This window comes from Pseudoduganella ginsengisoli, assembly GCF_009720865.1.
Lineage (GTDB): Bacteria > Pseudomonadota > Gammaproteobacteria > Burkholderiales > Burkholderiaceae_D > Rugamonas > Rugamonas ginsengisoli.
In genome coordinates, this window is the sequence record NZ_WNLA01000042.1 from 1 (window position 1) to 24377 (window position 24377).

Below are 24377 nucleotides of genomic sequence, written 5' to 3' on the forward strand. Positions count from 1 at the left end.
GCGCGCCCCGCCTGGGGCTCGACCCGGCCGCGCCGCATGACGCGCTGCTGGCGCAACTGCGCCGCCGCGCCAACGATGGCGCGCAAACGCGGCCTGAATGGGGATTGGCCGGCAATGCCGCGTTCATTATTGCGCCGCGCCTGCGCAGCCAGGCGGCGAACCTTGAAGGCCGCGCCTTCCTGCACGATTACGACGCCCGGCACGATGCGGACGGCAGCGTGCTGGAAACGCTGATGACGGCGCCGATGGTGGTGGCGCACTGGATCAACTGGCAATACCACGCGTCGACGTGCGACCCGGCGCGCCTGGGCAGCGGCAACAAGCTGTTGCATAACGTGGTGGGCGGCAACCTGGGTGTCTTCGAAGGCAATGGCGGCGATTTGCGCATCGGCCTGTCGCGCCAGTCGCTGCACGACGGCAGCCGCTGGGTGCACGAACCGCTGCGCCTGACCGTCGTGATCGACGCGCCGCAGGCGGCAATTGACGCCGTCATCGGCAAGCACGACACCGTGCGGCATTTGCTGGACCATGGCTGGCTGCACCTGTGGCGCTATACCGCCGGCGGCCTGGCGCGCCATGAACGGGGCCAGTGGCGCCCGTTCACGGCCGATAGCGGCCTGCCGCCATGATGAATAACCCGGCCGGCCCGCCGCCAATGGCATGCGGGCAGCCACGCGGACGCGCCTGCACCAGGTTCAGCCGGGACGGCCTACCGTCGCCCCCGGCACCAGCACCGGCTGCCACAGCACCTGCAGCGTTTCCGGCGCCGCGCCGCCGGCCAGCGCCAGCAGCATGTCGATCATTTTCGCGCCGGCCGCGCGCGGGTCCGGCTGGTCGACGGTCGTGACATCGATGCCCGCCAGCGTATCGGCCATCGAACCCCACACGATGATGGAAATATCCTTGCCCACTTCCACGCCCGCATCCAGCAGCGCGCGCATGGCGCCCACGCCGGACAAGTGGTTGTCGACAATCACGGCGGTCGGACGCGGCGAACATTCCAGCAATTGCTGCATGCCCTGGTAACCGCTGCGGCGGTCCATGGTGTTGGGGATCATATGGCGCGGATCCGGCGTCAGCCCCGCTTCCGCCATGCAGGCAATAAACCCTTCCTTGCGCTGGCACGCGAAGTTCATGTCCAGCGGCGCCGACAGCAGCGCAATACGCTGATGCCCATGCGACAGCAAATGCTGCATCGCCAGACGGATGCCCGCATCATTGTCATAATCGAACCACGCATACGGCGCATCGAGTTTGGTGCGGCCATGGGCGACAAACGGGAAACGCACCTTGAGCAAATACGCAATGCGCTCATCGACCAGCTGCGTGCGGCTCACGACCAGCCCGTCCACCCGCCGTCCCCGCACGATCTGTTCATATGCGGCCAGCTCATTGCCGGCAGAGACGGGACCGATGATGAAATTCATCTTGCGCTCTTCCAGCGTCTCCGTCATGCCCCCCACCGTGTCCAAAAACATCGGGTCGCCCAGGTCGGACGGCAGCAGCGGATAAATGATGCCGTACACATTGGTACGGCCCACAGCGAGGCTGCGCGCCATAGGATTGGCTTCATAGCCCGCTTCGCGCGCTGCTTTCAGCACGCGTTCGCGGGTCATCGCGTTGACTTCAGGGTAGCCGTTCAGGGCACGGCTGACCGTCGTTTTGGACATGCCAAGCAAGTTGGCGAGGCTCTTCAGGTTCATGATATTGCTCAGGTCTGACCGGGCATTATAGCCGAACCGTCAACATCGCCACTCCCCGTATCAACGGATTTCTTGAAAAAATGCAACATAATCAAGATGATAGAGATCGGGGCCAGTGTCAGGTAAAACGCAAAACGCCCGTCAAACGTGCCAAAAACATAACCGGTGATCAGCGACCCCGTGGTGCCGCCCAATGCCGAAAAAATCACCAGCAAGCCCGTCATTGCTGAATGTTGATGTTTGGGCAGGGAGCTCAGCATGACCGAATTGATGCCCGGATAAATCGGCGCCATGAACAAGCCGATCAGCGGAAACAGGAAAGCCGCGATCGGCGCGGTAGCCCACGTCACCTGTTGGTTTTGTACCACACCATGCGTCAGCGGCAGCGCCAGCAGCACCATGGCACCCATGCCCAGCACGCATGTATTCATGACCGGATACCAGTGCAGCCGCCGCATCAGCACACCGGCCGACAGCCGCCCCACTGCCAGGCACCCGGCATAGATGCTGGTCACTTGCACGCTCATGGCGGCCGGCAGCATGAGGATTTCATTGTTAAAAGTCGGCAGCCACGTGCCCACGGCCTGTTCGATCAGCACATACAAAAATGCCGTCAGCACAAACACGCACACCAGCGGCTTGAAAAACAGTTTCAGCATCGCGGCAAAGTCTTGCGCCAGCGTGCCGGCACGCGGTGGCGCAGCCGCATGCTCATCAAACGGCGTGGTCAAGACCAGCACAAACGTCAGCGCGCACATGGCCGACAGCACCCAGTACACCTGCAGCCAGCTGGCCGACGCCGGATCGGACGAATCAATGAAGTGGCCGAACAGCCAGTACGCCGACAGCACGCCCACCATGAAAAAGCCTTCCAGCATATTCATCATGCCCGCGTGCTGTTTGCGGTCTTCCGCCACCAGGCCGATGGTGGAATACACCGACACTTTCACCAGCGCGAACGCGACGCCGGTGCAAAAGAACAGCAGCTTGGCCGTGGCAAAGGCCGGCAGCAGCGGCATCAGCGCACACGCCGCGCTGACCAGCGCCAGCCCAGCCAGCATGGCTTTCTTGTAGCCGATACGGGGCAGGAACGACGCCACCATGAACGACACCAGCGCAATCGGCAAATCCTTGAAGCCTTCCAGCACGCTGGCAGCGGACTTGCTGACGCCGTAATTGTTAATCACTTGCAGGATCACCGTCCCCACGCTGTTAAGCAGGATGGCGAACACAAAGTAAATCAGGAATAACGCAAACAGGATGCGCTGTTTATTCATGGTGTCTCCCCCGGTTCCGGGTGTTTTTTTAATAATTGTTCAGGTCGAAGCAGGCCAGCCCCGGTATGACGAAATCCGCCTGCGCCAGCACGCTGCGTTCGCCGACGCCCACTGCCGTCATGCCGGCTGCCTTGATGGACGCGACACCGGCCACCGCATCTTCCACGCCCAGGCAGCGCGCCGGCAGCGCATCCAGCGCGCAGGCCGCCTTCAGGAAAATTTCCGGATCCGGTTTGCCGCGCGCCAGTTTGGCCGCATCCACCACGTAATCAAATTTATCCATGATGCCCAGCTTATCGAGCACCGTGAAGGCATTCTTGCTGACGGACGCCAGGCCCACTTTCATGCCGGCGGCGCGGCAACTGTCCAGCGCCTGCACGGCGCCCGGCAGCAAATCATCGGGCGTCATATTTGAAATCAGCGACACATATTGCGCGTTTTTTTCTTCCGCCAGCGCCAGTTTTTCCGCCAGCGAATACTGCCGCGTGGCGGCCATCAAGATGCGCTCCAGCGAGCCCATACGGTCGATGCCTTTCAACTGTTCATTGAACTCTTCGTCAAAGTGCACGCCCTGGGTATTGGCCAGCCGCATCCACGCCAGGTAATGGTAGCGCGCCGTATCGGTGATGACGCCGTCGAGGTCGAAAATCACGGCGTCGTATTTATCGTGTTGCAGGGTATTCATTGGCATTCCTTCACAGGAGAGTTGACGGTCAGCGCCACGCGCTGGCCCTGGTGGGAAAACGCCAGCGCCGCCCCCTGCAGCAACCGGTATGTGGTACAGCCTTGTTCCACGCGTACCTGCAACAGGCAGTCGCGCAAGTGCACGTTGAACTGGTAGTGCGTCCATTGCTTGGGCAGCACCGGTGCGAAACGCAAATCGCCATCGACCACGCGCATGCCGGCAAAGCCATACGCGACGCCCATCCACGTGCCGGCCATCGCAGCCGTGTGCACGCCGTAGTGCGTATTGCCGTGCGTGTTGTCGAGGTCCAGGCGCGCCGTCTCCATGAAGTATGCGTACGCCTTGTCGTGGTAGCCCACTTCGGACGCGATGATGGAAAAGATGCACGACGACAGCGAAGAGTCATGCGTGGTGACGGCTTCGTAGTAATCGAAATCGCGCCGCTTGTCGTCCAGCGAAAACTGGTCGGACAACAGCAGCAGGGCCAGCACCACGTCGGCCTGCTTGCACACCTGGTGGCGGTAAATCACCAGCGGGTGGTAATGCAGCAGCAGCGGATAGTTTTCCTTTGGCGTGCTGGCAAAGTCCCACGCTTTCTTGTCGAGGAAACTGTCGTCCTGCGGATGGATTTGCAGCGCCGCGTCGTATGGCAAATGCATATGGGCGGCAGCGTGGCGCCACTGTTCGGATTCCCCTGCTTCCAGCATCACGGCCTTGGCAATGCGCTGGAAATGTTCCGGCCATTCGCGCTGCAAACGCTCGGCAATCGATGCGGCAAATTCCAGGTGCATCTTCGCCATCGCATTGGTGTAGTAATTGTTGTTGACCAGCGCCGTGTATTCATCGGGGCCCGTCACTTCATTGATGCAGTAGCGTCCCTGGCGGTCATAGTGGCCCAGCCCCATCCAGATGCGCGCGGTTTCCATGACGATTTCCGCGCCACAGTTGAGCAAGTATTCTTCATCGTTGGTCGCTTCGATATACAGCTTGATCGAATACGCGATGTCCGCATTGATGTGGTATTGCGCCGTGCCGGCCGGGTAATACGCGGAGCACTCGACACCGGCAATCGTGCGCCACGGGTACAGCGCGCCTTTCGCATGCGCCATCTGGCGTGCACGCTCGCGCGCCAGCGGCAGGCCGGCGTAGCGGTATTCCAGCAGCTTGCGGGCGATTTCCGGCTTCGAATACAGGAAGAACGGGAAAATATAAATTTCCGTGTCCCAGAAATAGTGGCCTTCATAGCCTTCGCCCGTCACACCCTTGGCGGAGATATTGGTCTTGCCATCGCGGCCTACGGATTGCAGCAAGTGGTACTGGTTGAAATGCATGCCCTGCTGCAGTGCATCGTCGCCGGCAATTTCCACGTCGGCGTGGCGCCAGAAGTCCGCCAGGTAGCGTTCCTGTTCGGCCGCCAGCGCGCGGAAGCCGGAGGAAGAGGCAATCGCCAAAGTGGCTTTGGCGCGCGCCATCAATTCACTTTCCGGATAATCGCGCGACGTGAAGTAGCAGCCGTATTTCGTCAGGCGCACGGTTTCATTCTGGATGGCGGCAATGCGGTAGCTCTGTTCCAGGTATTCGCCATTGCGCGCCAGCGCCACTTCCGCCACGCCCCGCACATCCGTCTGCGCAGCCGTCACCAGCATGAAGCCGCTGTTGACCGTGCGCTGCGCCAGCGCGGAAAAGTGCGGCGCCTGCTCAATGTCCGCCAGCACCAGGCTGCGGCCGGAAATCGCCGACCCCACGCGCGGATCATCGCCGGCTTCCAGGTTTTTGACGGCGCCATTGATGGTGGACACCAAGGTGATGGCGCCGGAAAAATTCAGCGGCGTCACATCGTATTCAATGGCAAACAAATGCTTTTCCGTGAAGCTCACCAGGCGGCGGCTGCTGATGGAAATCTTGCGGCCTTGCGGCGACGTCCATTCCAGGGTGCGGCGCAACAGGCCGGTGCGGAAATCCAGCACCCGTTCATAACTGTCGAGCGTGCCTTGCAGCGGATCGAAGCGTTCATCTTCCAGCCACAGTGCGATGCCCTTGGCATTGGGCACATTCAGCATGAACTGGTTGGTGCGCGCCAGGCCATAGGCATTTTCCGGATAATGGATGGATTCCGACTCATAAAAGCCATTCAGGTACGTGCCATCGAGCGACGTGCCCTTCGGCCCCGAATACCCTTCTTCATGCGTACCGCGCAAGCCGATGTAGCCATTGCCCAGTGCGAACAGGGTTTCGTCGAGAAAGTGCGAAGCCGTATCGAAAGCGGTTTCGCGGATGCACCACGGGTCCAGGGGATACGTGTGTTTGAAGGAGTCAGATGACACGATGCGGTCCTTTGCTATTCAAACCGGTTTGAATTTCAGGGTAAAAACCGGGCTGTGGGTCGTTGCTACAAAAATCCGGGAAACATGGGCCGGCATGCGTGCCGGCCAGGGCGGCGTTGATACAGCCGCCCTACGCGTACATCACGTGTGCCGCACCATCAGCGTGGTCGGCAGCATTTCAGACTGCACCGGCTGCCCTTCAATCAGCGCCAGCATTTTTTTTGCCAGCAGCACGCCGCCATCGCGCAAATACTGGTGCACGCTGGTCAGCGGCGGCACGAAACTGGCGGCGCTGGGCGTATCGTCGTAACCGATGACGGATACCGCTTCCGGCACCCGCAATTCTTTTTCAGCCAGCGCGCGGATCGCGCCCATGGCCAGGGTATCGCTGGCGGCAAACACGCCGTCCACATGCGTCCCCTTTTTCTTCAACAGCGCGGACATGCATTCAAAGCCCGCTTCAAACGTAAACGCTTTCGGCCGCAGGATATGCACGGAACCCTGTTCGCCGATCGTGTTGATAAACCCGGCGCAGCGTTCCTGCACTTCCGCGTGGTCGACGTCGCCGAGGAACACCAGCTTGCGCCGCCCCTGTTCGATGAAGCGGTGCGCAGCGCTGGCGCCGCCGGCGCGGTTGTCGCTGCCGACCACAATGTAATGGCCGCCCGGCTCCGGCGCGCCCCATACCACCAGCGGCAAGGACGTCTGCTGCAGCGCATGGGCCGCCTCACTGTGCGAGCCCTGGCCCAGCAAGATCATGCCGTCGGCGCCCTGCACCGGCGCCGTGTCCAGCAAATGCTTGGACGTCAGCACCACGCTGTAGCCCGCCGTGGTCAATTCCTGCGTAATGCCGCCCAACAGTTCCAGCGGATACGGGTCCGACATGGGGCGCCCCTTCACGGGCGTCATTTCCACCACCACAGCCACCGAATAACTGCGGCCCATGCGCAAATTGCGCGCGCTCACATTCAAGCGGTAGCCCTGTTCGGAGGCCAGCTGCCGTATTTTTTCCCGCGTTTCCGGTGTGACCAGCGGGCTGTCGCGCAAGGCGCGGGATACCGTGATCTTCGACACACCGGCCATGCGGGCCAGATCTTCCATGGTCAGGCCCGCGTCACTGTTGCGGATACCACTCTTGTTCGCCGCCATTGGTACTCTTTTTCATCGATTTTGCTTGTCCTTGCGGCGCATTATGACAGGTTTTTTTAAATGTTCAAGAAAAATGACATCGATATCATTTCGATTGACATCGATGTCATTTGGGTTTTAAATGGCCAAACTTTCGCAAACGACTCACGCGGAAGCGTGTGGACTGCCGCCTTGCAAACTCTCCCGGGGCGGCGCAATGTCCAGGAGACGACACGACCCATACCGATAAGAAAGCTAAAGCAAATGAGCCCGAACAAGTTCCTGTTATCGTCAGTCACGCTGGCTGTACTGACCCTGATCAGCCAGGCGCAAGCCGCCGACACTGCCGCCCCTGACCAGGCTGCGGCGCCGGATGCGCCGGCAGCAGCGCCCGCAAAAAAAGATGCGGTCGCCAATGAACTGCAAACCGTCGTGGTGACCGGTACCGCGGCATCGCGCGGTGTGCGCAAACTCGATTCGTCGTTTTCCATCACCACCGTCAACGAAGAACAGTTGAAAGCCGCATCGCCCAGCAGCACGGCCGACGTGCTGAAACTGTCGCCGGGCGTGTATGCGGAAGCCACCGGCGGCCAGTCCGGCGCCAATATCGAAGTGCGCGGCTTCCCGTCCGGTTCCGACTCACCGTTCGTGTCCGTGCAAATGAATGGCAATCCGCTGTATCCGGTGCCGACCTTGTCGTTCTTTGAAGGTTCGTCGGCATTCCGCCTCGATGACACGGTGGAGCGGGTGGAAGTGCTGCGCGGCGGCCCCAGCACCATCTTTTCGGATGGCCAGCCTGGCGCCACCATGAACTTCCTCCTGAAAAAGGGTACGGAAACGCCGGAAGGCTCGGTGCGCTTCACGACGGGCACCGGTGAATTGCGCCGTGTCGACCTGTTCTACGGCGGCAAGATCAGCGATGGCTGGTATGGCAGCGTGGGCGGCTTTTACCGCACCACGCACGGCGTGCGCGACTCCGGTTTCCCGGCCGACGACGGCCACCAGATCACGGGTACGCTGACCAGGAAGCTGGACCAGGGCGAACTGACTTTGTATGCGCGCAGCACCAATGACAAGAATGCGTTTTACACGGGCGTGCCGCTGATTTCCGCCAATGAAGGCCGCTCGATTTCCGCTTTCCCCGGCTTCGATCCGCTCAAAGGCACGCTGATGAGCAATGAAATGCGCCGCTTCACGGTGGAAGCCGCGCCAGGCAAGACGCTGACCTACGACCTGGGCGATGGCCGCGGCTTGAAAGCCACCGTGTTCGGTGCGGAATTCGACCAGAAATTCGCCGGCTGGAATGTGTCGAACAAGTTCAACCGCTTCGATGGCGACATGAATACCATCGCCATGTTTACGGGGAATAACCCGCTGACCATGGGCGCGTATAAAGCGCAGGCGATTGCATCGGCCAATGGCAATGCCGCCGTGCTGGCGGCAGCAGGCCGCGCCGCCACGTCGGCCACCGCCACCTTCAGTTCGGGCGGCGCCCCCGTTGCCGACAGCACGCAAGTGGTGCAGGCCGGCTTGTGGGCCGTGGAAAAACAAATGAAATCGTTCACGGATGAATTGCGCATCAGCCGCGAATGGCTGCCGAACAATACCGTGACGGTGGGCGCTTACTTCGCCAACTACACGGCAGCCGATACGTGGTACCTGGGCAGCAGCCATTTGATGACGGCCACGCCGAACGCAAGCCTGATCAACGTGAAGTTGAACAATGGCGTCGTGGTATCCAACAATGGCAAAGAAGGCCCGGTATTCTTTGCGCCGAATGCGTCGTATGACGGCAGCAATACGGCGGTCTATGTATCGAACGAGTGGAAGGTCAATGACCGCATCAAGGTTGACGCGGGTATCCGGCGCGAGCGCCAGAGCATCAGCGGCACGGTGTCGAAGCTGGTGACCGGCGATACCGACAACAATCCGCTGACCGTGTACAACAACGACACGTCGATGCCGAATGGCGCGTACACAGCGCTGAGCCGCAAGGATTCCGCGACGTCCTTCACGGTCGGCGGCAATTACAAGCTGACCAAGGATTCCAGCGTGTTTGCGCGCGCCAATTCGGGCCACACGTTCATCGCATTTGACACGTTGCGCAATGCAGGCACGCAAGCCAATGTCGATGACCGCAACCAGAATCCGACGCCGACCGTCAAACAGTTCGAAGTGGGCTTCAAGACCGTGGGCCAGCTGTATAGCGCGTACATCAATGCCTTCCACACGCAATTCGAAGGCATCGCGTTCCAGCAAATCCTGTCGAATGGCACCATCCTCAATTCCGTCAGCGGTTCCAAAGGGACTGGCGTGGAATTCGAAGTATCGGTACGTCCTGTGAAAAACCTGACCTTGTCGCTGACGGGCGACTATCAAAAGTCGACGTACAAGGATAATCCCGACACGGCGGGCAAACTGGTGCAGCGCCAGCCGAAACTGCAATTCCGCTTCAGCCCGACGTACCGCATTCCGCTGGAAAACGACAATGAATTGAAGCTGTATGGCACGTACACGTCGATTGGTTCGCGCTGGGCCGACCAGGCCAACACGCAATACCTGCCGTCGTACCACACGCTGGACCTGGGTGTGCTGCTGCAACTGGGTGAAAAAGTCGAAGTGCGCCTGGCCGGCACCAACTTGAACAATGCGCTGGGCCTGACCGAAGGCAATTCGCGCCTGACGGGCGCCAGCTCCGGCCCGATCAATGCCCGCCCACTGTTTGGCCGCGCCATCGAGGCTTCATTACTGTACCGCTTCTAATCACGCTATGTGACTCCCTGTAGTACTTTGGGACAAAGCCGAGCCCCCCCTCCGGCTTTGTCCTTTTTTCTTGCCCCCTACTGGCACAAATTGTCATTTTGGCCTACCCTTACTGTTGAATACTGCCGGTGATTCTGCGTCGCCACGTCCGGAAATCGCCGCGTCCACAGTCAGCCGCCAAGAGGTGCCCACGTGGTTTCCGTCTCGTCCGTCGAATCGCTGCGCAATGCGGTAGCCCTTGCAGAACGCAAAGTTCAGCAGGATCAGACACGCGTGGACCAGGATGCCCGCAAGCTCGATGAAAGCAAGAACCAGCTGACGCGGGACAAGGAACAATTGACCAGCAATCAAAAAGCGGAACGGCAAGCGGAATCTTCCGCGGCGCCGACGGCAGCTCCTGTACGCCTTGACCGCGCCATCACCAAGGAAGTGCCGAAGGATGTCTTGCCCCATTCGCCCCAGCTCAATGCGCAGGGGCAAACCGTGGGGCGCGTCATCAACATTGTTGCCTAGTCAGCTTTCCACCACTGGGCCGTCGTGCCTGGCTGCGCCACGCTCAGCATGGCGCCGATTTCCGGCGTCACCACGGTTTGTCCCCGCTCGGCTGCCAGCGCAGTAATACGCTCAAACGGATCGGTCCAGCTGTGCAGCGCCAAGTCAAATGTCCCATTATGGATCGGTAATAGCACTTTGCCGCGCAAATCGATATGGGCTTGCATGGTTTGCTCGGGCATCATATGCACGTCCGGCCATTGCGGGTCATAGGCGCCGGTTTCCACCATGGTCAAATCAAACGGGCCGAACTTGTCGCCGATGGCTTTGAAGCCGTCGAAATAACCCGAGTCGCCGCTGAAGAAAATGCTATGGCCGGCAGACTGGATCACCCACGACGCCCACAGTGTCTTATTACCATCCAATAAGCCACGGCCGGAAAAGTGCTGGGCCGGCGTGGCGGTCAGGCGCACGCCGCCGACCGACGTGGATTGCCACCAGTCCAGCTGCTTCACTTGCGCAGCGGGAATCCCCCATTTCACCAGCGTATCGCCCACACCCAGCGGTGCGATGAACCACTCGACTTTCGGCGCCAGCGCCAGCACGGCGTCGTGGTCCAGGTGATCGTAATGGTCATGCGACAAAATCACACCTTTAATCTTCGGCAAATCTTCAATGGCGATGGGCGGCGCGTGGAAACGCTGTGGACCCAGCCATTGCACGGGCGACGCACGCTCGGCAAACACGGGGTCCGTCAGCCACAGGCCGCCATCGAGCTTCAACAGCATCGTGGAATGGCCGAGGCGGAACACACTGTGGTCGGGCGCCGCTTCCAGTTGCGCTTTCGTCACGGCTTGCACGGGAATCGCGCGGTCCGGCACGGTGTCTGCCGGCTTTTGGAAAGCCATTTGCCACATGACGCGCAGCGTGCCCATCACGCCCATGCGGTGCATGGGTTTTGGATTCTTGAAACGCCCGTCCTGCTGCCGGGGCGACGCGTAATCAATGTCTTTTGCGGATAAGGTGCAGTAAGTCATGGTCATCAATACTCCCGTAAGGAAAGTCAGCAAGGCACGTTTCATGCGGTTGGCCTAAAAAGTATACTGCACAGTGTAGTTTCGTTTTTTGAGAAAGTAAACTACCCGGTGTAAAATACTTTGCATGGAACCTATTGCCCCTCAGCGCCTGACCGACCGTAAGCGGCAGGCCATCGTCGACGCCGCGCTGGCGGAATTCCGCGCCAGCGGCTTCGACGCCACCAGCATGGACAAGATCGCCCTGGCGGCCGGCGTGTCAAAACGCACGGTGTACAACCACTTCCCCAGCAAAGACGACTTGTTCAATCACATTCTTCAAGAACTTTGGGACAGTGCCGCCGCCCTGCAAGCCGTGCGCTACCAGCCGAATGTGAACTTGCGCACACAATTGATCGAATTGCTGAGCCAAAAGATGGCGCTAATGCAAGATCCGTATTTTTTGGATCTGGCGCGGGTGGCCATTGCGGAAGGCATATTGCGGCCCGAGCGGGCGCGGGAAATGGTGGAAAAGCTGTCGGACAAGGAAGGCGGCATGGTCGCGTGGATGCGCTCTGCCGTGGAGGATGGCAAGCTCAAGCCGCTCGACCCGGTATTTGCATCCCACCTGGTGCAGGGGCAATTGAAGGCGTTTGCATTCTGGCCCCAGGTAACGATGGGCCAGGAGCCGCTGGATGCGGCCAGCCAGCAGGCGCTGGTGGCCACCACTACCGATATGTTCCTCGCCTACTACGCCAAACCTTAAGGTGTTTCCGGTATCCCCGTGAAATTCGGCTTGGGAAGCGGCATCGCATGCACCCTGCTCCATAAGCCTGCCCAGCCGGGCGGCCACGGCAAATCCGGGCCGCTATAGGGCGGCAGGCCGGCGCGCACGGGCACCACGGGCACCGGCGGCATATCGACCAGCGGGCCGCCGTTCGGGCGCTGCATATCGAGGCTGTACATATAACCGGGCAGCAGCGCATCGCACACCATGGCAAACCACGCCGTGTGGTCTTCATCGCGGCCCAGCGCTTGCGCCAACCCTTGCGGATCGAATTTCGCCAGTGCGTGGATCAATTCTTCCGTATCGGCGCCGGGATTATCGCCCCAGCCCATGACGGGATTCACGTTGTAATCCGCACCCGAGCCATACCACCCTTCGCGCCAAGAGCGCTGCATCCAGTCGCGCGGGCCGGTGAATAAATGCCAGCGCCAGTGCAGGCCGGACGGCTTGGGCCACGAATGCAGATACAGCTTTTGATAGCCCGCCTGGTGCAGTGCACGCACTGCCGCCATCAGGCGCGCATGGGGCATGCGGTCCGGCGGCGCACGGCGGAACAAGATTGCTTCGCCATCGGCAAACTGCACTTCATCGGTCGACAAATTCAAATCCAGCGCACGCGCCTCGCCACCGAAGCGGGCGGAAATCCAGCCGGTCAGCAAATTGACCGCCGTGATTACGCCATAGCCACGGAAACGGTGAAAAATGACAGTACCAGGGGCGAGGGCTTTGATTGGCATACGAGTGGTGCGGCTAAACGAAAAAACCAGTGTAGTCATAGCTTACCGGGTTTTCCAGCTCAGCGACGGAATGTTTCATCTGCCCCCGCTTCGCGTTATCATTCTGTCTTGTTCACCATGGAATACCATCATGACCCTGCGTATCATCGCCTCCGGCGGCACGTTCGATAAACATTACAATGAATTGAACGGCAGCCTGGGCTTCGCCGACAGCCACCTGCCGCAAGCGATTGCCCGCTCCCGCATGACGATCAACCCCGCTCTGGAATTGCTGCCGCTGATGGACTCGCTGGACATGCAAGACGAAGACCGCCAGCGCATCCTCGCGTCGTGCCAGGCTGCGAAAGAACACGCGATCGTGATTATTCACGGCACCGATACCATGAAAGAAACTGCTGCCGTGCTGGGTGCGGCGAACCTGGGCAGCACCATCGTGCTGACGGGCGCCATGATCCCGTATGAAATTGCCAATTCCGACGCGCTGTTCAACCTGGGCTTCGCGTGCGGCGTCGCGCAAATCCTCACGCCGGGCGTGTACGTGGCCATGAACGGCAAGGTCTTCCCGTGGGATAACGTACAAAAGAACCGCGCCGCCGGCGTGTTCCAGAACCTGTAAAAATCAAGGGGCCCGCAGGCCCCTTTTCATTACGCTTTCGCTTCCCCGCCGAGGGCTTCCACCACGTCGGCCATCATCTTCGACAGTTCCCCCGTCATCAGCATAAAGTCGCCATCGAAACGCTCGTCGTCGTTGCGCGTACTGTTTTCCGTTTCCTTCAGCACGTCCAGCGGCTTGACGCCTTTCAGCGCCAGCGATTCCGTCAACGTGAACGAAATCTTGCTGTCCCACGTCATGGCCAGGCGCGTGCACTGCTTGCCTGCGGCGATGTGGCGGCGCACTTCATCGGCTTCCAGCGTGTGGCGCACGTAACGCACGGCGGCCTTGCTTTCGCCGGTAGCGCGCAATTCCGTGTCCATGTCGACCGTGAAGCCGGCCGGCGCATCGTCCGCCTGCAGCCATTCCGTCATCACGCCCACTGGCGAACGGTTCACGCGCAGCGATTCCAGCGGCATGCGGTCCACGGCCTTCAACAGCAGCTTGATGACTTCATCGGCCTTGGCCGGGCTGGCCGCATCGACCACCAGCCAGCCATTGACCGGGTCGATCCACGTCCACACATTGCCGCGGATGGAAAACGCGCGCGGCAGCAGTTCATCGGCCACGCGTTCTTTCAATTCTTTCATGGCTTTTTTGCCAGGCGCGAAGCCCTGGGCTTCTTCCATTTCCGCCGCGCGGGCCTTGGCCACCTGGTTGATGACAGTGGCTGGCAACAGCTTTTTCTCCGTGCCCAGCACGATCAGCATCTGCTTGTTCACCACGTGCACCAGGCCGCCGTTTGGACGCGGCTTGTCCCAGCCCTGGCGCAGCAATTCATTGCTGCTGGCCGGCGAAAACGCGTGCGGCGCCAGCGCTGCTTCGAGTTGTTCAGGAGTAAATGCCCACGGTGCGGGCAGACGGTAAATTTGCAGATTCTTGAACCACATGTTTGTCTTGGTCAGCTAATTTCTGGAGGAACGACATTCTACACGTCTGCCATCCCACTTCTTAAAGGTCGGAAAAAAGTTCTCCCTGTGTTGCAACATCGTGCTGCGCCAGTTCATCGATATTCGACAACGTACTGACGCGCACGCCCAATAAGCGCAAGCGCTGGTCCAGCGGCACGCGCCGCAGGCATTCCCCCGCCGCGCGCCGGATCGCTGCGCCATCGCACGTTGGCGCCGGCAAGGTGACGTCGCGCGTGACGGTATGAAAATCCGCATAGCGCAGCTTGATGCCCACCGTGCGCCCCACGCAGCGCTTGCGCTGCAAATCTTCACTGAGCCGCATGCACAGCCGCGTGAAAATTTCCGACAGCACGTTCTTGTCCTGCTTCGCGTGCAAATCCCGCTCAAACGTGGTTTCGCGGCTCACGGTTTTCGGTTCCGAACTGGTCGACACCATCCGTTCATCATGCCCGTGCGATACACGCGCCAGCCACTGCGCATAATTCAAGCCAAAATATTCCTGCAACAGCTTCGGTTCCGCTGCCGCCAGTTCGCCCACGGTGAAAATGCCCAACGTCGCCAGCTTGTCATTGGCCTTGGGACCAATGCCATTGATTTTCCGCACCGGCAGCGGCCAGATCCGGGCCGGCACATCCTCCATCGTCACGATGGTGATGCCATTGGGCTTTTCCAGATCCGAACACACCTTGGCCAGCAATTTGTTGGGTGCGATGCCGATCGAGCACGTCAGCCCTGTCGCCTGTTTCACCGCGTCTTTCAAACGCTGCGCCAGCTCCCGCGTTTCGCCTTCCACGTCCGTCAAATCGATATAAATTTCATCGATCCCCCGGTCTTCGATTTGCGGCGCGATTTCCGCCACGGCGGCCTTGAACAGGCGCGAATAGCGGCGGTAGGAATCAAAGTCCGTCGGCAGCAAAATCGCCTCCGGCGCCAGCGCCGCCGCCTTCATCATGCCCATCGCGGAAAACACGCCCAGCGCCCGCGCTTCGTAGGTCGAAGTCGTCACCACACCGCGCCCCACGTATTCCTTCAGCCGGTAATAACGGCGGCTGCCGTCAGGCAACGTTTCCGGCTGGTGCGCCGTGCGGCCGCCAATCACCACCGGCTGCCCGCGCAATTCCGGGTAGCGCAGCAATTCGACAGACGCGTAAAACGCATCCATGTCGAGGTGGGCGATGCGGCGGGCGGCACGCATGTGTGGCGCAATAACAAATAAACTACAGAGAACTGTAATTATATACAGCATTATAAGCCATTGCTGTCCAGAACATACTTGAGCAACACATGAATTCCGGGCAAGCTGAGGTCACAATCCGCATCTTTCTTCCGTCAACAACCACCGGGAAAGGAATCACAGTGAGCTTGTCCAATCTGCGCATCGGCGCGCGCCTCGGACTGGGTTTTGGCCTGACCATCGTTATCATGCTGATCATGTCGCTGGTCGGCATCAACCGCATCCGCCACACTGCTTCATTAACCAGCCAGATCGTGCACGAGCGCTATGTCAAAGTCGCGCTGACCAATGAATTCCGCAGCTTTGCCAACCGCGGCGCCCAGGCGCTGCGCAACGCCATGCTGGCGCCCAATGCGGCGCAGGCGCAGACGTTCCTGGCCCAGATGGCCGATGCCGACAAGGCCGGCGATGAACGCGCCGCCAAGTTCGCCACCATGCTGCGCGACGAGGAGCGCCAGATGTTCAACGAATCGGGCGAAGCCTTCAAGGCTTATGCGGCCAAGCGCGCCGAGGCACTGAAGACGCTGGCCGGCGACGACCACGAAGCAGCCGTGCAGGCGCTGTTCAAGGACGTGGTGCCCGTGCAGAACGCCTACTTCGGCAAGCTGGACGCCATCCTGAAATATGAAACCGAACAAATGGAAAAAGATGGGCTGGAAGCCGATGCGGCAGCCGGCTTTGCCACCACACTGATGCTGTCGCTGCTGGCGCTGGCCATTGTGCTGTCGCTGGGCGCCGGCTACGTCATCACGCAATCCGTCACGGCGCCGATCAATCAAGCAGTCCAACTGGCGGAAACCGTGGCGCAGGGCGACTTGACGGTCACGATTGCCACGGAACGGCGCGATGAAGCGGGCCGCCTGCTCAATGCGCTGAAAGACATGGTGAACAGCCTGACCCGCACGGTGGGCGCCGTGCGCGCAGGCACCGACACCATCACGACCGCATCGGCGGAAATCGCCGCCGGCAACCATGACTTGTCAGGGCGTACGGAACAGCAGGCAGCCAGCCTGGAAGAAACCGCATCGTCGATGGAAGAATTGACGTCCACCGTCAAGCAAAATGCCGACAATGCGCGCCAGGCCAACCAGCTGGTGGTGTTTGCTGCGGACTTTGCCAACAAGGGTGGCAACGTCGTGAGCCAGGTGGTCGACACCATGGGTTCGATCAAGGAAAGTTCGGGCAAAATCGCCGACATCATCGGCACCATTGACGGCATCGCATTCCAGACCAATATCCTCGCGCTCAATGCCGCCGTGGAAGCAGCCCGCGCGGGCGAACAGGGGCGCGGCTTTGCCGTCGTCGCATCGGAAGTGCGCACCTTGGCGCAGCGCTCCGCAGCGGCCGCCAAGGAAATCAAGGAATTGATCAATGATTCCGTGGCCAAAGTCGATGCGGGCGGCAAACTGGTCGATGAAGCCGGCGCCACCATGCAGCAAATCGTGTCGTCCGTGAAGCAGGTGGCCGACATCATGAGCGAGATTGCCGGCGCCAGCGCGGAGCAAAGTTCCGGCATCGAACAAGTGAACCTCGCCATTACCGACATGGATGCCGCCACCCAGCAAAACGCGGCGCTGGTGGAACAGGCTGCCGCCGCCGCGACCAGCATGCAGGAACAGGCGGCGCGGCTGGCGGAAGCCGTGGCCGTGTTCAAGCTGCATGGCCATCATGCGGCGGCGGGACGCACGCTGGCGCTGCGATAAAGTCTGCCGGTGTGCATGCATGGCGGCTTTGCTTGCCGCCATGCCGGCCCATGCCGATACTACGCAGCCAAACTGACTCCCGCCAGATACCCCCGCTCGCGAAACCACAACGCCGACGCATCATCCGCAGGAAAAAACGATTCCAGCCGCAATTCATGCACAGTCACGTCATGCGGCGTACCCAGCGTTGTGATGGTGGTGAACAAGTTCAGTTCCACGCCGGCTTTGCTGATCTGCAGCGGCAGGAAAGGCAGCGCACGGCGGTCCAGGTTGGGCGCCGGCGGCGCCCCATCGAGCCCCGCCAGCGCCGTCAATTCCGCCAGCAGCGCCGTCGCTTCACTGCCGGGACCATCGCTCATGGCTTCACGCTGTATCCAGTGCAGCAAATCCGCGCCCACGTCATGTTCATTGCGCACATATTTGCGTACGCCGTCCGGCGCCATCATCAGCTTCAGCACGTTGACGCTGCCGTCGCGGGGTATCGGCGCATCTGCCGGCATATCGAGCAGCCATTTCATGAAACCTGCCGCGGGCTCATTGAACATCACGAGGTTCCACAAGCGGTCCACCACCAGCGCAGGATAAGGCGCCTGCTGCGCCAGCATGAAGTCCAGCGCCTGTTTGACGGCATGCAGTTCCGGGTCATCCATTTTGCGCTCCTGGTAGGCCGGTGCAAAACCCGCCGCCAGCAACATCACGTTGCGTTCGCGCAGCGGGATATCCAGCACCACGCCCAGCTTTAAAATCAATTCGCGGCTGGGCTGCGAACGGCCGCTTTCCAGGAAACTGATGTGGCGCTGCGAAATGCCGCTGTCGGTGGACAGCCGCAACTGGCTGTAGCCCCGCTTGCCGCGCCAATAGCGCAGGGCGGCGGAAAAATCGCTGAAATACTGTTCAGGGGTGGCGACGCTCAAGGTACTCTCCCAAAGAAGTGGCGGAATCCATTGTACGGATTCCGCTGCCGGAGACGATTACCTCTGACGTCATCATGGCTTACACGATCCACAGCCCCTGGGCGCCAAATTGCACAGCCTGCACGTCGCTGTTGGCAATCCAAGCCCCCACCAGTTCCGCCTTGGTATGCGTGGCCGCGTAACTGATCCATGACTGCACGCCGCCCGCAGCCGTTTGCGCCAGGCCCGTATTGGCATACAGGGCCTGCACCACGGCAGTATCGGTCAAGCCGTCGTAGCGCGCCTTGACTTCTTCCGCACCCAGGAAACCCGCCACCAGGCTGGCCGTGTCGCGGTGCTGGCCCGCCCACCACGCAAAGCCGCCAAAGTCGCCCGAGCGGTCCAGCACAGTCTGGTACAGCAAACCCAAGGATGCCAGTTCGGAGGACTTCGATTGCAGGAAAGTCAAATCCACTGTTCCATCCTTGAACGTCCCTTTCTCGATCGACGACAAGATGTCAACGTCGGTATTGGCTTTGTCCGCCACCATGACGTGGCCATCTTTGCCCAGCACAAAGCGGTAATCCGCCAGCTTGCCGCCATACAAGACTGTATCTGTGCCATCGCCGCCCACCAGTACGTCGCTGCCCGCGCCGCCATCGAGCACGTCATCGCCGCTGCCGGCCAGCCAGCCCATTTCCCGCGTCGTCCGGTCTTCCGCAATCGTGTAGCCGGCAACACCCGCAGCGGCTTTGCGGTGCTCATCCGACAGGGCAATGTTCTGCAATACTTCGGCGCGGCTGGCGCCTGGCTTGCCGTCCATGCCTCCCAGCACGCCGAGCCAGTATTGCAGCCCCGCCGTTTCCGCATCGCGTCCCAGCGCATGGCGATACACGGTTTGCACAAAAGCCTCGTCTGTCAGGCCGTTCGCTTTATCGGACAGCCATTCCGCTCCCCGCAGGATTCCTTTCGCCAGATCGCTCAATAGCATGCCCTGTTGCGACCAGTACGACAGGCCGGCCAGTTCCGGTGCGCGCCCAAACGCTGCCTGGTACAACAGCGATACACCGATCAGATAATCCGTGGACGCGGCCAGGAAGCCGAGATTTTCGCCCTGCGCATTGAAATCGCTGCGCTGCAGGGTTTCCATACCGCCGGTGGCAAAAATCGCATTGGTATGGGTAGCGGCCAGCGCACCGTCAGCCGTCAGCGTCAGCATCCAGTTGCCAATATCGCTGCGCCCGCCTTGCACCATGTCGGCCCCCGTGCCACCGGACAGCGTGTCATTGCCGACACCACCCGCCACCACGTCGTCGCCGCTACCGCCATCGATGCGGTCATTGCCGCCCGCACTGCCGACAAAGTCATTGCCGCCACCGCCTGCCAGCACGTCATCTTCCGGACCCAGATAAATGTTTTGCGTGGCGTCGTCGCCAATGACGATATTGCGGCCCTCGCCGCCGCGCAAGGTGACGTTGCCGACCACCGCAGCAAAGTCCACGTTATCGAGCTGCAGCGTGCTATTCGACGGCAGGTGCGACGTGTCGATCACCACGCCGATGGGATTGGCGGGATTGCCGCTAATGATGATGGTGCCCGTGGACGTAGCGCTCGCAGCCGCAGTCGGCACCAGCGTTTTGGTTTCCAGCGGGGTGTTGCCCAGTTCGCCCAGGAAGTCCGTGCCCAGCCCCTTCATTTCATCTTGCGTACCTGAACCGGTTTCCGTTTTTGATTCAATGCGCATGATCAGGTCGACCAGCGCCTGATTACCTGACAACGGCGTGGCCGGGCCTTCCGATTGCATGCCCGTGCCCGTCGGCAGGCTGACCAGCAGGCTGTTGCCACCGGCGCCATTCGTCAACCCCAGCGGAATGTCGGCCAGCGTGCTATGTTCAGACGCGGGATCTTCCGGCCGGCTGGTGGTGATTACCGGCACCACCACAGTCTTGCCACCGCTGCTGTTGGGCGTGCTTTGCGTAATGGTGGCCACGCCATCGACCGTGCTGCGCACGCCGTCCAGCGTAGCGATCGCATATACATTCGACTGCACCGTGCCCAGGCCGGCATTGCCGCCATTGCCAGCCACATTGCGCACACCCGACAAATCCAGCTCGATGACGTTCAGCGGCGCACTGAAGTTTTCTTGCGGGATCAGCTTGGCAGCCCAGGTCTTGCCGCCATCATTGCTCGACAGGCTGGACAGGCTGGCGTTCGGCACTTTTAAATCTTCGATGCCGAAGCCGGTCACCGGTTCCGAAAACACGATCTGTACTTCCGATGATTCGCCTTTAAGCAACGTATCACTGAGTACGCTGACGGAAGCGTGCGGACGCACCGTGTGGACCGCGTAATTGCCGGACAGGACAGTACCCTGCCCCGGTTTACCGCTGCCATCCGTCAATGCCTGCAAGTTCAGGCTGACCACATTCTGCAGCGCCGTGACATTGTCCGCCGGTGTCAGGGCCGCAGTCCACGTCAAGCCATCCGCACTGACGGACCAGCCATCCAGCGTCCCGTTTTTTGCCGCCACAGCGGCGGGCACGTCGCCGCCGACCTTCTGGTTGAAGGTGACGATGACTTTCGCGGTTTCGCCTGCCTGCAAATCCCCGTCGCTGACCGTCACCGACGCGCCGATGCCCGGCGTATTGACCGTGTACGCATTGGATGTGGCGCTGCCTTTGCCGGCATTGCCTGCGAGGTCTTGCACGCCGCTGTTCTCGACGGTCACCACGTTGCCGGACACGTTGACGCCAGTGGCTGGCGTCAACGTCGCCGTCCACGTCTTGCCGCCATCGTTCGTCGACAGGTTCGACAGCGCGCCATTGCCGACCGTGATGTCTTCCAGTCCCAGACCTGTCACGGCTTCCGAGAACGCAATCGTCACGGCAGTCACCGCGCCGCTGCCCAGCGTGCTGTCGGCGACGCTGACCGTCGATACCGGCGCGGCCGTATCGATGGCAAACGCGCTGGAACTGGCGGCGCCGCTGCCTTGCGTACCGGCGATGGTGGTGACATTGGCCAGGTTCAGCTTGATGCTGTTGACGGCACTGGTGACATTGGCGTTCGGCGTGAACACGCCACTCCACGTCTTGCCGCCATCAGCGCTGGACAAGCCGGAGACGGCGCCGTTGGCGACCTGTAAATCCGACGAGTCGAAGCCGCTCACGGGCGCCGTGAAGCTGATGGTGACATTGGCGGTTTCGCCTATCTTCAGCGCGGTGTCGCTCAGCGCAATCGACGCGCCGTTGACCACTGCCGTATCGAGCGTGAAATCAAGCGATGCGCTGCCGCTGATATTCCCGGCCGCATCGGTCTGGCGCACCAGCACGGCCTTGGCGCCGTTGCCGGTCAGCGCCAGGCTGCTGCCACTGCCACCGCTCCATGACGTGCCGCCATCCGTACTATATTCCCAGGTGGCGCCGCTCTCGAGGTTACCCACGTTGACTTGGCCATTACTGGTAACGCCATCTTGCGCACCCGTATCCTGCTCAAGCGATACGGTCGGCGCACCGGGCGCCGTGCGGTCAATAATGACCTGGACGCCAGCCGACGCCACGCCGGTATTGCCCGCCGCGTCGGTGGCCCTGGCCGTGACCGTGTGGCTGCCTTCGGGCAGCGTGCCGGTAGTAGTAATGCTCCAGTTGCCGCCCGTAGCCACGCCGCTACCCAGCACCGTCGTGCCGTTGGTGTCATACAAGGTAACCGTCGCACCCGCTTCCGCCGTCCCGGTAAACAACAGGACGCCGGCATTGGTCAAGCCATCGCCCACGCTGCCACTGTCGGCACTGGCCGAGAGCGCCGGCACAGAGGGCGCCACCGGCGCCAGCGTATCAAACGCCAGCGACGGCGTGACGCCGGCGCCGCCCTGGTTGCCGGCGGCATCGGTATAGGCGGATGCGGTCACCGTGATGCTTGCCGTGCCGCCGTTGGTGGACGCCGTCGGCGTGAAGGTGGCAGTGCGCGTCAGACCGCTGCCGCTGATTGCACCCAAAGCTCCGCCCGATACCGTCACGTCGCCGCTACTGCCGTTCCAGGTAAACGTCGCGCCGGGATCTTCGCTGAACGTGAATGTGATGACGGCGGTTTCACCGATTTTCAGCGCGGACTTGTCACTGGTGATGGTGACAGTCGGCGCCGTGGCGTCGATATTGACCGTCAGGCCCGGTGAAGCGCTGCCGGTATTGCCGGCAGCATCGGTGGCTTTTGCCGTCACCGTGTGTGCGCCCGCGCCAAGCGCCGAACTGGTAATGCTCCAGTTGCCACCAGTGGCGACGCCGGTGCCCAGCACTGTGGTGCCGTCCGTGTCATACAGCGTCACGGTGCTGCCTGCTTCCGCCACGCCGGTCAACACAGGCGTGAGCGATGCAGTCAGGTTGTCCGTGCTGGACGTGCCGAGGTCGCTGCCCGCATCGAGATCCGGCGTGGATGGCGCCGTGGGCGCCAGCGTGTCGAAGGTCAAGGCTGGCGTCGTGGCGGCGCCGCCCTGGTTGCCGGCGGCATCGGTATACGTGGAATTGGCCACCGAGATGCCGGCCGTGCCGCCATTAGTGGAAGCGGCCGGCGTAAAGGTCGCGGTGCGCGTGGTTCCGCTGCCGGAAATAGCGCCCAGGGTGCCGCCGGATACCGTCATGTCGCCCGTGCTGCCATCCCACGTGAACGTAGAGCCGGGATCTTCGCTGAAGGTAAACGTGATGGTGGCGGTCTCGCCGGCCTTCAGCGCAGCCTTGTCGCTGGTGATGGCCAGCGTTGGCCCCGTAGTGTCGACCGTCACGGCCAGACCCGGCGAAGCAACGCCGGTGTTGCCAGAGGCATCGGTAGCTTTCGCCGTGATGGTATGCGTGCCGGTACCCAGTGTCGTGGAGGTGATGCTCCAGTTGCCGCCTGTAGCAGTGCCCGTGCCCAGCACGGTGACGCCATCCGTATCGTACAGGGTCACGGTACTGCCGCTTTCGGCCGTGCCGGTCAGCGTGGGCGCCGTGCTGTTGGTAACGTTGTCGGTGCTGGATGTGCCGCTGTCGCTGGAGGAGGAAAGGTCGGGCGTGGAGGGGGCGTTGGGCGCCAGGGTGTCGACCGTGTAGTTGGACGAACTGGTCGTGCCGCTGCCCGCATTGCCCGCCGCATCCGTCACGCCGGTTTTATCGACTGTAATGGTGTTGGTGGCATCTTCGATGCTGGCCGTCGGCGTATACGTGCCGGTCCACGTGGCGCCGCCGTCCGAGGAACTGAGCGACGATACCGTACCGTTTTCAACCGTCAAGTCCGCCGTGGTCAATCCCGTCACCGCTTCGCTGAACGCGATGGTGACGGTGGCCGTTTCGCCTGCTTTCAATGCGGTATCGGACAGCCCAATGGTAGCGGTGGGGCGCAGGGTATCGATAGTGTAGTTCGACGAACTGGCCGTGCCGCTGCCGGTATTGCCATCGCTGTCGGCGACGCCCGTCTTGTCGAGCGTGATGACATTGGTCGTGTCTTCGATACTGGACGTCGGCGTGTACGTGCCGGTCCAGGTGGTGCCGCCATCGGAAGAACTGAGCGAGGCAATGGAACCGTTGGCCACCGTCAGGTCAGCCGTGGTCAGTCCCGTCACCGCTTCGCTGAACGTGATGGTGACGGTAGCCGTTTCGCCCGCCGTCAACGCGCTATCGGACAGCGCAACCGTGGCTGTGGGCCGCACAGTAGCTACCGTGTAATTGGACGAGCTGGTGCTGCCGCTGCCGGCGTTGCCGGCGCTATCCTGTACGCCCGTGTTGTCGAGTGTGATGACATTGGTCGCGTCGTCGACCGAGCTCGATGGCGTGTACGTACCGGTCCACGTGGTGCCGCCATCGGAAGAACTGAGCGAGGCAATGGAACCGTTGGCCACCGTCAGGTCGGCCGTGGTCAATCCTGTCACCGCTTCGCTGAACGTGATGGTGACGGTGGCTGTTTCGCCCGCTGTCAGCGCCGAATCGGACAAACTGATGGTGGCGGTGGGCCGGGTCGAATCGATGGTGTAATTGGACGAAGCCGTGGTGCCGGAACCGGCATTCCCGTTGGCATCCGCCACCCCCGTGTTGTCCAGGGTGAGCACGTTGG

General features: G+C 61.3%; 17 protein-coding genes. 6 read left to right on the top strand and 11 right to left on the bottom strand.

The window, feature by feature from the left end:
• Positions 1 to 629, top strand: a 629-nt coding sequence (locus GM668_RS29420) for a putative inorganic carbon transporter subunit DabA (RefSeq protein ID WP_155442537.1), incomplete at its 5' end; no start/stop codon positions are given.
• A 66-nt stretch (positions 630 to 695) separates the two neighbouring features.
• Here GM668_RS29420 and GM668_RS29425 read toward each other — a convergent pair.
• The 5 genes from GM668_RS29425 to GM668_RS29445 all read right to left on the bottom strand — a co-directional run bounded on the left by GM668_RS29425 (position 696) and on the right by GM668_RS29445 (position 7138).
• Complete coding sequence (locus GM668_RS29425; protein ID WP_155442538.1) at positions 696 to 1703, bottom strand: substrate-binding domain-containing protein; 1008 nt, start codon at positions 1701 to 1703, stop codon at positions 696 to 698.
• Positions 1704 to 1711: 8 nt separating this feature from the next.
• Positions 1712 to 2980: an MFS transporter gene (locus tag GM668_RS29430; protein WP_155442539.1), complete on the bottom strand. Its 1269-nt coding sequence runs from the start codon at positions 2978 to 2980 to the stop codon at positions 1712 to 1714.
• A gap of 28 nt (positions 2981 to 3008) precedes the next feature.
• Positions 3009 to 3665: a beta-phosphoglucomutase gene (gene pgmB, locus GM668_RS29435; protein WP_155442540.1), complete on the bottom strand. Its 657-nt coding sequence runs from the start codon at positions 3663 to 3665 to the stop codon at positions 3009 to 3011.
• Entirely contained in the window at positions 3662 to 5989 is a 2328-nt protein-coding gene (locus GM668_RS29440) for a glycoside hydrolase family 65 protein (RefSeq protein WP_170305912.1), read from the bottom strand. The genes pgmB and GM668_RS29440 overlap by 4 nt, the downstream gene beginning before the upstream one ends.
• Before the next feature lie 141 nt (positions 5990 to 6130).
• Positions 6131 to 7138 (bottom strand): LacI family DNA-binding transcriptional regulator, encoded by a 1008-nt coding sequence (locus GM668_RS29445; protein ID WP_155442541.1) that lies wholly within the window; start codon positions 7136 to 7138, stop codon positions 6131 to 6133.
• Positions 7139 to 7381: 243 nt separating this feature from the next.
• Here GM668_RS29445 and GM668_RS29450 point away from each other — a divergent pair, with 243 nt between their 5' ends.
• Positions 7382 to 9880 carry a TonB-dependent receptor gene (locus GM668_RS29450; RefSeq protein ID WP_155442542.1) on the top strand — a complete coding sequence of 833 codons (2499 nt, stop codon included), beginning with the start codon at positions 7382 to 7384 and terminating at the stop codon, positions 9878 to 9880.
• Positions 9881 to 10072: 192 nt separating this feature from the next.
• On the top strand, positions 10073 to 10393 hold the full coding sequence (locus GM668_RS29455) for a hypothetical protein (RefSeq protein ID WP_155442543.1): 321 nt from the start codon (positions 10073 to 10075) through the stop codon (positions 10391 to 10393).
• Here GM668_RS29455 and GM668_RS29460 read toward each other — a convergent pair.
• Complete coding sequence (locus tag GM668_RS29460) at positions 10390 to 11409, bottom strand: MBL fold metallo-hydrolase (RefSeq protein WP_211923476.1); 1020 nt, start codon at positions 11407 to 11409, stop codon at positions 10390 to 10392. The genes GM668_RS29455 and GM668_RS29460 overlap by 4 nt on opposite strands.
• 124 nt (positions 11410 to 11533) lie before the next feature.
• On the opposite strand from GM668_RS29460, the gene GM668_RS29465 reads away from it, so the two are divergent.
• Entirely contained in the window at positions 11534 to 12151 is a 618-nt protein-coding gene (locus GM668_RS29465; protein WP_155442545.1) for a TetR/AcrR family transcriptional regulator, read from the top strand.
• Here GM668_RS29465 and GM668_RS29470 read toward each other — a convergent pair.
• Complete coding sequence (locus tag GM668_RS29470; RefSeq protein ID WP_170305913.1) at positions 12148 to 12903, bottom strand: L-asparaginase; 756 nt, start codon at positions 12901 to 12903, stop codon at positions 12148 to 12150. The two genes, GM668_RS29465 and GM668_RS29470, sit on opposite strands and share 4 nt — an antisense overlap.
• A gap of 136 nt (positions 12904 to 13039) precedes the next feature.
• Between GM668_RS29470 and GM668_RS29475 the strand changes: the two genes are divergently transcribed.
• Positions 13040 to 13525, top strand: a complete 486-nt coding sequence (locus GM668_RS29475; protein ID WP_155442547.1) for an asparaginase domain-containing protein — start codon at positions 13040 to 13042, stop codon at positions 13523 to 13525.
• A gap of 29 nt (positions 13526 to 13554) precedes the next feature.
• Here the strand turns inward: GM668_RS29475 and GM668_RS29480 are convergent, their stop codons facing one another.
• Both GM668_RS29480 and dinB read right to left on the bottom strand, forming a co-directional pair.
• Positions 13555 to 14451: a recombination-associated protein RdgC gene (locus tag GM668_RS29480; RefSeq protein WP_155442548.1), complete on the bottom strand. Its 897-nt coding sequence runs from the start codon at positions 14449 to 14451 to the stop codon at positions 13555 to 13557.
• A gap of 61 nt (positions 14452 to 14512) precedes the next feature.
• Positions 14513 to 15667, bottom strand: a complete 1155-nt coding sequence (gene dinB / locus GM668_RS29485; protein WP_155442549.1) for a DNA polymerase IV — start codon at positions 15665 to 15667, stop codon at positions 14513 to 14515.
• 161 nt (positions 15668 to 15828) lie between these two features.
• Here dinB and GM668_RS31490 point away from each other — a divergent pair, with 161 nt between their 5' ends.
• On the top strand, positions 15829 to 17409 hold the full coding sequence (locus GM668_RS31490; protein WP_371868799.1) for a methyl-accepting chemotaxis protein: 1581 nt from the start codon (positions 15829 to 15831) through the stop codon (positions 17407 to 17409).
• Between the two features lie 59 nt (positions 17410 to 17468).
• Here GM668_RS31490 and GM668_RS29495 read toward each other — a convergent pair whose 3' ends face one another.
• Together GM668_RS29495 and GM668_RS29500 are read right to left on the bottom strand one after the other, a co-directional pair.
• Complete coding sequence (locus GM668_RS29495; protein WP_155442551.1) at positions 17469 to 18323, bottom strand: helix-turn-helix domain-containing protein; 855 nt, start codon at positions 18321 to 18323, stop codon at positions 17469 to 17471.
• Positions 18324 to 18402: 79 nt separating this feature from the next.
• Positions 18403 to 24348 (bottom strand): Ig-like domain-containing protein, encoded by a 5946-nt coding sequence (locus tag GM668_RS29500; RefSeq protein WP_211923475.1) that lies wholly within the window; start codon positions 24346 to 24348, stop codon positions 18403 to 18405.
• Positions 24349 to 24377 lie beyond the last annotated feature (29 nt).

Excerpts from the sequence above, each read along its gene's own strand:
- GM668_RS29425 (WP_155442538.1), bottom strand. The coding sequence starts at position 1,703 with ATGAACCTGAAGAGCCTCGCCAACTTGCTTGGCATGTCCAAAACGACG.
- GM668_RS29430 (WP_155442539.1), bottom strand. The coding sequence starts at position 2,980 with ATGAATAAACAGCGCATCCTGTTTGCGTTATTCCTGATTTACTTTGTG.
- pgmB (WP_155442540.1), bottom strand. The coding sequence starts at position 3,665 with ATGAATACCCTGCAACACGATAAATACGACGCCGTGATTTTCGACCTC.
- GM668_RS29445 (WP_155442541.1), bottom strand. The coding sequence starts at position 7,138 with ATGGCGGCGAACAAGAGTGGTATCCGCAACAGTGACGCGGGCCTGACC.
- GM668_RS29450 (WP_155442542.1), top strand. The coding sequence starts at position 7,382 with ATGAGCCCGAACAAGTTCCTGTTATCGTCAGTCACGCTGGCTGTACTG.
- GM668_RS29460 (WP_211923476.1), bottom strand. The coding sequence starts at position 11,409 with ATGACTTACTGCACCTTATCCGCAAAAGACATTGATTACGCGTCGCCC.
- GM668_RS29465 (WP_155442545.1), top strand. The coding sequence starts at position 11,534 with ATGGAACCTATTGCCCCTCAGCGCCTGACCGACCGTAAGCGGCAGGCC.
- GM668_RS29475 (WP_155442547.1), top strand. The coding sequence starts at position 13,040 with ATGACCCTGCGTATCATCGCCTCCGGCGGCACGTTCGATAAACATTAC.
- GM668_RS29480 (WP_155442548.1), bottom strand. The coding sequence starts at position 14,451 with ATGTGGTTCAAGAATCTGCAAATTTACCGTCTGCCCGCACCGTGGGCA.
- dinB (WP_155442549.1), bottom strand. The coding sequence starts at position 15,667 with ATGCGTGCCGCCCGCCGCATCGCCCACCTCGACATGGATGCGTTTTAC.